Below are 9,990 nucleotides of genomic sequence, written 5' to 3'. Positions count from 1 at the left end.
GGTGCCTGGCGACGTCCTACTCTCACAGGGGGAGAGCCCCCAACTACCATCGGCGCTGAGAAGCTTAACTTCCGTGTTCGGTATGGGAACGGGTGTGACCTTCTCGCTATCGCCACCAGACTATTATGTTTTTATGAGTTGTTCTCTCAAAACTAAATCCTATAGGAAGAAAAACACAAGAACCAAGTAATCTTTTTAGTTAAGTCCTCGATCTATTAGTATTTGTCAGCTCCACGTGTCACCACGCTTCCACCTCAAACCTATCAACCTGATCATCTTTCAGGGATCTTACTAGCTTACGCTATGGGAAATCTCATCTCGAGGGGGGCTTCATGCTTAGATGCTTTCAGCACTTATCCCTTCCGCACATAGCTACCCAGCTATGCCTTTGGCAAGACAACTGGTACACCAGCGGTGCGTCCATCCCGGTCCTCTCGTACTAAGGACAGCTCCTCTCAAATTTCCTACGCCCACGACGGATAGGGACCGAACTGTCTCACGACGTTCTGAACCCAGCTCGCGTACCGCTTTAATGGGCGAACAGCCCAACCCTTGGGACCGACTACAGCCCCAGGATGCGATGAGCCGACATCGAGGTGCCAAACCTCCCCGTCGATGTGGACTCTTGGGGGAGATAAGCCTGTTATCCCCGGGGTAGCTTTTATCCGTTGAGCGATGGCCCTTCCATGCGGAACCACCGGATCACTAAGCCCGACTTTCGTCCCTGCTCGACTTGTAGGTCTCGCAGTCAAGCTCCCTTGTGCCTTTACACTCTACGAATGATTTCCAACCATTCTGAGGGAACCTTTGGGCGCCTCCGTTACTTTTTAGGAGGCGACCGCCCCAGTCAAACTGCCCACCTGACACTGTCTCCCACCCCGATAAGGGGTGCGGGTTAGAATGTCAATACAGCCAGGGTAGTATCCCACCAATGCCTCCACCGAAGCTGGCGCTCCGGCTTCCAAGGCTCCTACCTATCCTGTACAAGCTGTACCAAAATTCAATATCAGGCTACAGTAAAGCTCCACGGGGTCTTTCCGTCCTGTCGCGGGTAACCTGCATCTTCACAGGTACTATAATTTCACCGAGTCTCTCGTTGAGACAGTGCCCAGATCGTTACACCTTTCGTGCGGGTCGGAACTTACCCGACAAGGAATTTCGCTACCTTAGGACCGTTATAGTTACGGCCGCCGTTTACTGGGGCTTCAATTCAGAGCTTCGCGCGAACGCTAACCCCTCCTCTTAACCTTCCAGCACCGGGCAGGTGTCAGCCCCTATACTTCGCCTTACGGCTTCGCAGAGACCTGTGTTTTTGCTAAACAGTCGCCTGGGCCTATTCACTGCGGCTCTCTCGGGCTTGCACCCAAAAGAGCACCCCTTCTCCCGAAGTTACGGGGTCATTTTGCCGAGTTCCTTAACGAGAGTTCTCTCGCTCACCTTAGGATTCTCTCCTCGCCTACCTGTGTCGGTTTGCGGTACGGGCACCTTGAATCTCGCTAGAGGCTTTTCTTGGCAGTGTGGAATCAGGAACTTCGGTACTATATTTCCCTCGCCGTCACAGCTCCGCCTTCACGGTAATGGGATTTGCCTCATTACCAGCCTAACTGCTTGGACGTGCTAATCCAACAGCACGCTTACCCTATCCTCCTGCGTCCCCCCATCGCTCAAACGATTCATAAGGTGGTACAGGAATATCAACCTGTTGTCCATCGCCTACGCTCTTCAGCCTCGGCTTAGGTCCCGACTAACCCTGAGTGGACGAGCCTTCCTCAGGAAACCTTAGGCATTCGGTGGATGAGATTCTCACTCATCTTTCGCTACTCATACCGGCATTCTCACTTCTAAGCGCTCCACCAGTCCTTACGGTCTAGCTTCAACGCCCTTAGAACGCTCTCCTACCACTGACATCATAGATGTCAATCCACAGCTTCGGTGATACGTTTAGCCCCGGTACATTTTCGGCGCAGAGTCACTCGACCAGTGAGCTATTACGCACTCTTTAAATGGTGGCTGCTTCTAAGCCAACATCCTGGTTGTCTAAGCAACTCCACATCCTTTTCCACTTAACGTATACTTTGGGACCTTAGCTGGTGGTCTGGGCTGTTTCCCTCTTGACTACGGATCTTATCACTCGCAGTCTGACTCCCAAGGATAAGTATTTGGCATTCGGAGTTTGTCTGAATTCGGTAACCCGATGGGGGCCCCTAGTCCAAACAGTGCTCTACCTCCAATACTCTTACCTTGAGGCTAGCCCTAAAGCTATTTCGGAGAGAACCAGCTATCTCCAAGTTCGATTGGAATTTCTCCGCTACCCACACCTCATCCCCGCACTTTTCAACGTGCGTGGGTTCGGGCCTCCATCCAGTGTTACCTGGACTTCACCCTGGACATGGGTAGATCACCTGGTTTCGGGTCTACGACCACATACTCTATCGCCCTATTCAGACTCGCTTTCGCTGCGGCTCCGTCTCTTCAACTTAACCTTGCATGTAATCGTAACTCGCCGGTTCATTCTACAAAAGGCACGCTATCACCCATTAATGGGCTCTAACTACTTGTAGGCACACGGTTTCAGGATCTATTTCACTCCCCTTCCGGGGTGCTTTTCACCTTTCCCTCACGGTACTGGTTCACTATCGGTCACTAGGGAGTATTTAGCCTTGGGAGATGGTCCTCCCTGCTTCCGACGGGATTTCTCGTGTCCCGCCGTACTCAGGATCCACTCAGGAGGGAACGAAGTTTCGACTACAGGGTTTTTACCTTCTGTGACTGGCCTTTCCAGACCTATTCATCTACCCCGTTCCTTTGTAACTCCATGTAGAGTGTCCTACAACCCCAAGAGGCAAGCCTCTTGGTTTGGGCTAATCCCGTTTCGCTCGCCGCTACTAAGGGAATCGCGTTTGCTTTCTCTTCCTCCGGGTACTTAGATGTTTCAGTTCCCCGGGTCTGCCTTCAGTTACTCTATGTATTCAAGTAACGATACTATCCCATTACGGATAGTGGGTTTCCCCATTCGGAAATCTCCGGATCAAAGCTTACTTACAGCTCCCCGAAGCATATCGGTGTTAGTCCCGTCCTTCATCGGCTCCTAGTGCCAAGGCATCCACCGTGCGCCCTTTCTAACTTAACTTGATTTGGCTAAAGATGTTACTCTTTACCCTAATTCTTCTATTTACATAGAGAATCTAAGATGGCGATTACTCGGTTTTATCTTGGTTTTTCTTCTATATGATTTAGTTTTCAAAGAACAATTTTATATCATGAGGAATTGCTCCCTCAAAACTGAACAACAAACTATCAACAATCTATGAATGGAATAAATCCATTTTTCCTTAGAAAGGAGGTGATCCAGCCGCACCTTCCGATACGGCTACCTTGTTACGACTTCACCCCAATCATCTATCCCACCTTAGGCGGCTGGCTCCCAGAAGGGTTACCCCACCGACTTCGGGTGTTACAAACTCTCGTGGTGTGACGGGCGGTGTGTACAAGGCCCGGGAACGTATTCACCGCGGCATGCTGATCCGCGATTACTAGCGATTCCAGCTTCATGTAGGCGAGTTGCAGCCTACAATCCGAACTGAGAATGGTTTTATGGGATTGGCTCGACCTCGCGGTTTTGCTGCCCTTTGTACCATCCATTGTAGCACGTGTGTAGCCCAGGTCATAAGGGGCATGATGATTTGACGTCATCCCCACCTTCCTCCGGTTTGTCACCGGCAGTCACCTTAGAGTGCCCAACTAAATGCTGGCAACTAAGATCAAGGGTTGCGCTCGTTGCGGGACTTAACCCAACATCTCACGACACGAGCTGACGACAACCATGCACCACCTGTCATCCTGTCCCCCGAAGGGGAACGTCCTATCTCTAGGATTGTCAGGAGATGTCAAGACCTGGTAAGGTTCTTCGCGTTGCTTCGAATTAAACCACATGCTCCACCGCTTGTGCGGGCCCCCGTCAATTCCTTTGAGTTTCAGCCTTGCGGCCGTACTCCCCAGGCGGAGTGCTTAATGCGTTTGCTGCAGCACTAAAGGGCGGAAACCCTCTAACACTTAGCACTCATCGTTTACGGCGTGGACTACCAGGGTATCTAATCCTGTTTGCTCCCCACGCTTTCGCGCCTCAGCGTCAGTTACAGACCAAAGAGTCGCCTTCGCCACTGGTGTTCCTCCACATCTCTACGCATTTCACCGCTACACGTGGAATTCCACTCTTCTCTTCTGCACTCAAGTCCCCCAGTTTCCAATGACCCTCCACGGTTGAGCCGTGGGCTTTCACATCAGACTTAAAGGACCGCCTGCGCGCGCTTTACGCCCAATAATTCCGGACAACGCTTGCCACCTACGTATTACCGCGGCTGCTGGCACGTAGTTAGCCGTGGCTTTCTGGTTAGGTACCGTCAAGGTACGAGCAGTTACTCTCGTACTTGTTCTTCCCTAACAACAGAGTTTTACGATCCGAAAACCTTCATCACTCACGCGGCGTTGCTCCGTCAGACTTTCGTCCATTGCGGAAGATTCCCTACTGCTGCCTCCCGTAGGAGTCTGGGCCGTGTCTCAGTCCCAGTGTGGCCGATCACCCTCTCAGGTCGGCTACGCATCGTCGCCTTGGTGAGCCGTTACCTCACCAACTAGCTAATGCGCCGCGGGCCCATCTGTAAGTGACAGCGTAAACCGTCTTTCAGCTTTCCTACATGAGTAGGAAAGGATTATCCGGTATTAGCTCCGGTTTCCCGAAGTTATCCCAGTCTTACAGGCAGGTTGCCCACGTGTTACTCACCCGTCCGCCGCTAACTTAAAAAGCAAGCTTTTTAAGTCCGCTCGACTTGCATGTATTAGGCACGCCGCCAGCGTTCGTCCTGAGCCAGGATCAAACTCTCCGATAAAGAGTAAGATTAGCTCATTGCTAAACTCTAGCTTTTGTTACTTGTTTTGTTTCTATAACGAAAGTTATAAAAACGATTATTGTTGACGTTTGTTTGTTCAGTTTTCAAAGAGCAATTTAATGTTGCTGTTAGGAGCAACTTTTATATAATAACACAGCATTTCACCGTGGTCAACTTCTACGAACAAACTTTTTTAAAAAAAGAAAGAATGTTTTTTTCGAATTAGCGACATCTACTAATATACCATTCGCATTCGTGGAAGTCAACTTCTTTTTAGAGGTTTCTACTAGTTGAAATGTTTTTCTATTCTACATAATAAACTCTCTTACAGCAATAGATAGTTCAACGTTAATAATTCCGATAAAAAAGAACAAGAACCAATATGGTTTTTGTTCTTTTAATTTAATATCATTTTTCCCCTGCGATCATTTAGTTCCTGCATTATTGCTTCTTTCTTTGAATTCCATAAATCTAAAGCATCATCTTCATTCATGTATTTACTAAAAGTTTTTAAAGCTTCCGGTTTCATCATCCAGTCTGTTAAAAATTCTACTCTTTTGATTTTACGTTTTGGTATATGACTGTTAACAAAATCTTGAATGGCATCATCTGAAGGATTTATCTCAATAATGTTTTTATCTATCTCATTCTTTAATTTGTACGTGATAAACCCTATTGGATTTTCTATTTTATGATCATCTCTAATTGACTCCATCACTTGAATTACATTTCTTTTCCCATAATTCAACCAACTTTGTATAGTTTTATTCGGAACTTTAACTCCTAAATCACTCGCCAAACTTTTAATATCTTTAATATCGTCTTTAGAAACAACAAAAAGATCATTTTCAAGTTCTTCTGTATCTAACACTGCATTTTGACTGGAATGAGATATCGGAATAGGTAAAGGTTGAATAATAGAATCTTTGGTTTTTATAAAGAATTTAATTTCTTTAACTGCCCTTCCTTGTTTTATCTCTTGAAATTCAAATGTGATATCTGATTTTTTATTTATCTGTTTTTGAGAAGGGAGTATTACACGCTGTTTAAAGTTTCCGTAAGCAGGATATATACTTGTTGCGCCCAACTTATGTCTTAGGTCCTCCATAGTGAGGGTTCTTTCTTGTAGACGTTCATATTGCTTAAGCAGTTCATATATCCTTATAGAATAATGCCCCTTTAGTTTACTTACGTTTTTTAAATGATACGATGTAAATTCCTTTTTCAACTCTAATAAATAAGGGGTAAGAAACTTATGTAGTGTAAGCTCGATTGTCCCCTTTTTATAGTTATAATCAGCTTGGGATAACCATTGAACTTGTACTAATCTTTCTTCGAATCTTATTTCATAAATTTTAGCTAACATATTCCTCGTAATTTCTTCTAGTTCCTTATACCTTGTATTACTGTTTCCGCCAATCAATTTTATGAAATCTTTGATTGTGAAAGTGTAAGATTGAAATTCCTTATCATTTGGTTGAACTAAACTAATAAGGGTTAAGATGATTTTTTGTTCTATCTCGTTTAATTTATATGCTGCTTCAATAAGCTGATTTGATTTCGTAATTAAGTTGTCTGCACTTATCTTGGATCCCATATTAAAACTCCTTTTTATTGATCATTCTAAAATATAACAAAAAACACAAATGAGAGTCTACTTGTGTTATATTTCAGAAAATTTAAAACACACACTCGATAAACGAAGTTTTTATTTTTTTAAAATATTCTTAATTACCAAAATAATAAAAAAACAAGTTTTTACAAATCTCTCTTGTTTTGATTGTTTTATCAATTATTTGTTTTAATTGTTTTAATTGTTTTAATTGTTTTAGGAGGTAAAAAACCCTTATGTATCAAGGGTTTGAGGGACCTAACTATAACAAAAACTGAGTGAACTATAACAAAAACTGAGTGAACTATAACAAAAACTGAGTGAACTATAACAAAAACTGAGTCACAACTATAACAAAAACTGAGTGAACTATAACAAAAACTGAGTGAACTATAACAAAAACTGAGTGAACTATAACACCTAATTTTTAGGTGTTATAGTTCACTTTTTTAGAGGATTTTCAATTAATTTCCTAGAAAGTATAAAAAAAGAAAGAAAAGAAGAAAGGAAGAAAGGAAGAAAAGAACGTTGGAAGAAGGAGGGATCATTTTTGGCGATTACAATTACTATGGGGATACAAAAAGGTGGTTGTGGAAAATCAACTACTGCAGGCATACTATCATATTTACTAAGTAGAGATGGTTATAAGGTGTTGGCAATCGATCTGGATTCTCAAGGGAACTTAACAGAACTATTATCTAATCAACCTTCCAATGAATTCATTGGAAAATCAGTACTAGAAGCTATGCAGAAACAAGATGTAAAAAAGTATATTCTACCTATAGAGAAAAATTTAGATTTGTTGCCTGCTACAAATTTTTTAGCTACATTCCCCAGGTGGATATATACCGGAAAGACTTATAAAGGCGATACAATTCCTTTTAAAGGAACTCCTAGTTTAATTCTAGATAAAAGTTTAGATGGAATCAGAAATGAGTATGATTTCATTATTATTGATACGCCACCTTCTTTATCAGAACAAACAACTAATGCCCTATGTGCTAGTGAGTATGTAGTGGTATTATTCGAGTGCTCTAACTGGTGCTATTCAGCAATACCTAACTTTATGGAGTCTGTCACAAGTGCTAAAAATCATGGTAATAGAAATACTGAAGTAATAGGGATTCTAAGAACATTGAATGACTTAAGAAGAAGTGATGCTAAGGCCTTTAATGAAATGATCACAGAGGATTACCCTGATGAAGTTTTTAAAACGGTTATTACTAGAAGAGCTCCTATTGGTCGTTTAGCCTTATATGGGTTTAATAAAAACTCAGAATTAAAGCAGGCTTTACTACAATATGAAGAATTTTATAAGGAGTTGATTAAACGTGTCCAAAGTAAACGATATAAAAAATATGAAACGTCTTCAGAAACAGATTACTCCTTCCCAGGCTCTCGCTGAAGAGATTAGTGAGGAAAAAGCTTCTACACTACAACTGATAAGAAAACGAGTCTCATTCGATTTACGAACAGACTTACATAAAGAGTTAAAAATGCAATCTTTATTACAAGAAAAAAACATCTATATATTAATTGAAGAAGCATTAGAGGACTATTTAAATAATATCGGTAAATAATTTGATGCATCCAAACTTGGGTACGTAAAATTATTTTTAATAGTAGTTAACATAATGCGTCTTATCCCAAGCAGCACCCCAAACAAAAGACGGAATCCGGCCATATTCGGGCAAATTCTGTCTTTTTCCCTTCGGGAAATAATCAAAAATGAAGACTATAATTCAAAAACACTATCTCTTTATTTCTTCTATTTCCTCCTGGATCCTATTCCATTATCTATTTGACATTCCAAACATTTTTGAAGCATGGACAATGCTTATAATGCTGTATGGAGTATCTATATGTCTATTTTCTTTGCTTATCTATCCTTTTAAAAAAAGAGCATAAGGAAACCTGATATCACCTTCTGATAAAAGGTGATGAATAGTCGGTGCCTATTAGGTTTCAAGGAGTTTAAATTGATATCACTTTTTGGCTCGGGAGATATAGTGTAGATATACCGTAATATCTCTAGAGATATAGTTGTATTCCAAAATTTTCATTGGATTTTTCCTGTCTTTGCACAAACAACGCTAAAAGATTTTTTTCTTTTAGCGTTGTTTCGAGTTGTGATATGGATACATTAGAACGATATATTTGCGCTTTATTGTCCAATTCTTTTCATCCTTTTTAAAAAGAAATATCTAATATCAGTTTTAAAATATAAAAAACGAATAGAATTTCCATTGTCGAACGTCTTTAGGCTTTTATATTCGATCTATAATACTGTCCTTTTTCTAAAAACGAACTTAACTAAGGGAAGTACCTAAAATCAGCTAAAATAGCCCCTGAAACGTTCTAAATCTGAATTCACTTTAAGCTTACCCATCGGTTGATGTTAACTTTAAAAAGACAATTAAATACTAAACAACCTATCCTAGTGTATCGTTAATAAAAGTTTTTTGTATTGCTTCTTCTAGTTCGAATTGTTCCATCCTGGATTTTGCATATCTTTTAGTAACATTTATATCTTTATGTCCAGCAAGTTTCGAGACAACTTCTAAGCCTATTCCTTTATCTATAAGCTTTTGACAAAAAGTATGTCTTAATTTATGCGGATGAACATTATACTTTTTCAACATATATTGAATCGATCTTTCTGTTAATCGTTCATTAGATTTTGAAGTAAATAAAGCATCCTCACTATAAAAAGAGTCACAGTATTTAAGAAGATATTTCTTAGCTTCTTCCGATAATGGAATATACCTTTCTTCACCAGTTAACCCATTTCTAACGGTTAATTGCCTTTTTCTAATATCAATATTCGACTTATTTAGAGAACATAATTCCGAAACTCTAATACCTGTATGAAGTAATAAGTAAACAATAGCTATATTTCTTTCGTGACCATCATTTTTCACTTCTTGAAGTAATTGATTGTATTCATAAGGAGTTAGTATTTCCAATTCTCCCTTTTTTTCTATAGGCATAACTTTAATATCTAAAGTTATTTCTGGACGTTTCAAGAACTTAGCAAACGTTCTAATAGAGCCAAGTATTTTATCGATAGTTATTGGACTTTTGCGCTGTTGCTCTAAAAAAGAGAGATAATCTTGAACATCTTTTTGAGATATATTCTCTAAATAAGTAGGATATTTGTAGAGCCAGTCTTGAAATTTTTTCATTTCACGTTGATAAGTAGTGACTGTATTAACAGATTTCCCTTCTGTTTCAAGCCAGTCTGCAAATTGACTAATAACATTAGATTTTTGCACTTTATCACCCCTAAATCCAGACTTGGTACTTACTTAATATCTTAATTCATAAGAGGAAAGAAGTAAACTTCCACGATAAAATCAAAAAAAAGGATAGTAGTCTAATGACTACTATCCTTTTCGGTGCCTGGCGACGTCCTACTCTCACAGGGGGAGAGCCCCCAACTACCATCGGCGCTGAGAAGCTTAACTTCCGTGTTCGGTATGGGAACGGGTG

Annotated in this window: 3 protein-coding genes and 4 rRNA genes; 1 reads left to right on the top strand and 6 read right to left on the bottom strand. The window is 41.1% G+C overall.

Annotation, left to right across the window (positions count from 1 at the left end; all coding sequences use genetic code 11):
* Window positions 1–3: 3 nt before the first annotated feature.
* The 4 genes from rrf (ACF07S_RS33305) to ACF07S_RS33290 form a co-directional block, all read right to left on the bottom strand.
* Window positions 4–120, bottom strand: a 5S ribosomal RNA gene (rrf, locus tag ACF07S_RS33305).
* A 75-nt stretch (window positions 121–195) separates the two neighbouring features.
* Window positions 196–3,130, bottom strand: a 23S ribosomal RNA gene (locus tag ACF07S_RS33300).
* A gap of 206 nt (window positions 3,131–3,336) precedes the next feature.
* Window positions 3,337–4,886: ribosomal RNA gene (locus ACF07S_RS33295) — 16S ribosomal RNA — on the bottom strand.
* A gap of 397 nt (window positions 4,887–5,283) precedes the next feature.
* Window positions 5,284–6,483 (bottom strand): replication initiation protein, encoded by a 1,200-nt coding sequence (locus ACF07S_RS33290; RefSeq protein ID WP_160555784.1) that lies wholly within the window; start codon window positions 6,481–6,483, stop codon window positions 5,284–5,286.
* A 565-nt stretch (window positions 6,484–7,048) separates the two neighbouring features.
* Between ACF07S_RS33290 and ACF07S_RS33285 the strand changes: the two genes are divergently transcribed.
* Window positions 7,049–7,903, top strand: coding sequence for a ParA family protein (locus tag ACF07S_RS33285; protein WP_160555785.1), 855 nt, complete (start codon window positions 7,049–7,051; stop codon window positions 7,901–7,903).
* Between the two features lie 1,027 nt (window positions 7,904–8,930).
* Here ACF07S_RS33285 and ACF07S_RS33280 read toward each other — a convergent pair.
* Both ACF07S_RS33280 and rrf (ACF07S_RS33275) read right to left on the bottom strand, forming a co-directional pair.
* Window positions 8,931–9,773, bottom strand: a complete 843-nt coding sequence (locus ACF07S_RS33280) for a tyrosine-type recombinase/integrase (protein ID WP_202389403.1) — start codon at window positions 9,771–9,773, stop codon at window positions 8,931–8,933.
* 125 nt (window positions 9,774–9,898) lie between these two features.
* Window positions 9,899–9,990: ribosomal RNA gene (gene rrf / locus ACF07S_RS33275) — 5S ribosomal RNA — on the bottom strand; the annotation flags it as partial.

The sequence above is a fragment of the Streptomyces sp. NPDC016640 genome (assembly GCF_043076215.1).
Taxonomy (GTDB): Bacteria; Actinomycetota; Actinomycetes; order Streptomycetales; family Streptomycetaceae; genus Streptomyces.
This window is presented reverse-complemented; position numbering and strand designations above follow the sequence as displayed.

Coding starts and splice junctions, on each gene's coding strand:
- ACF07S_RS33290 (WP_160555784.1), bottom strand. CDS start 6,483: ATGGGATCCAAGATAAGTGCAGACAACTTAATTACGAAATCAAATCAG.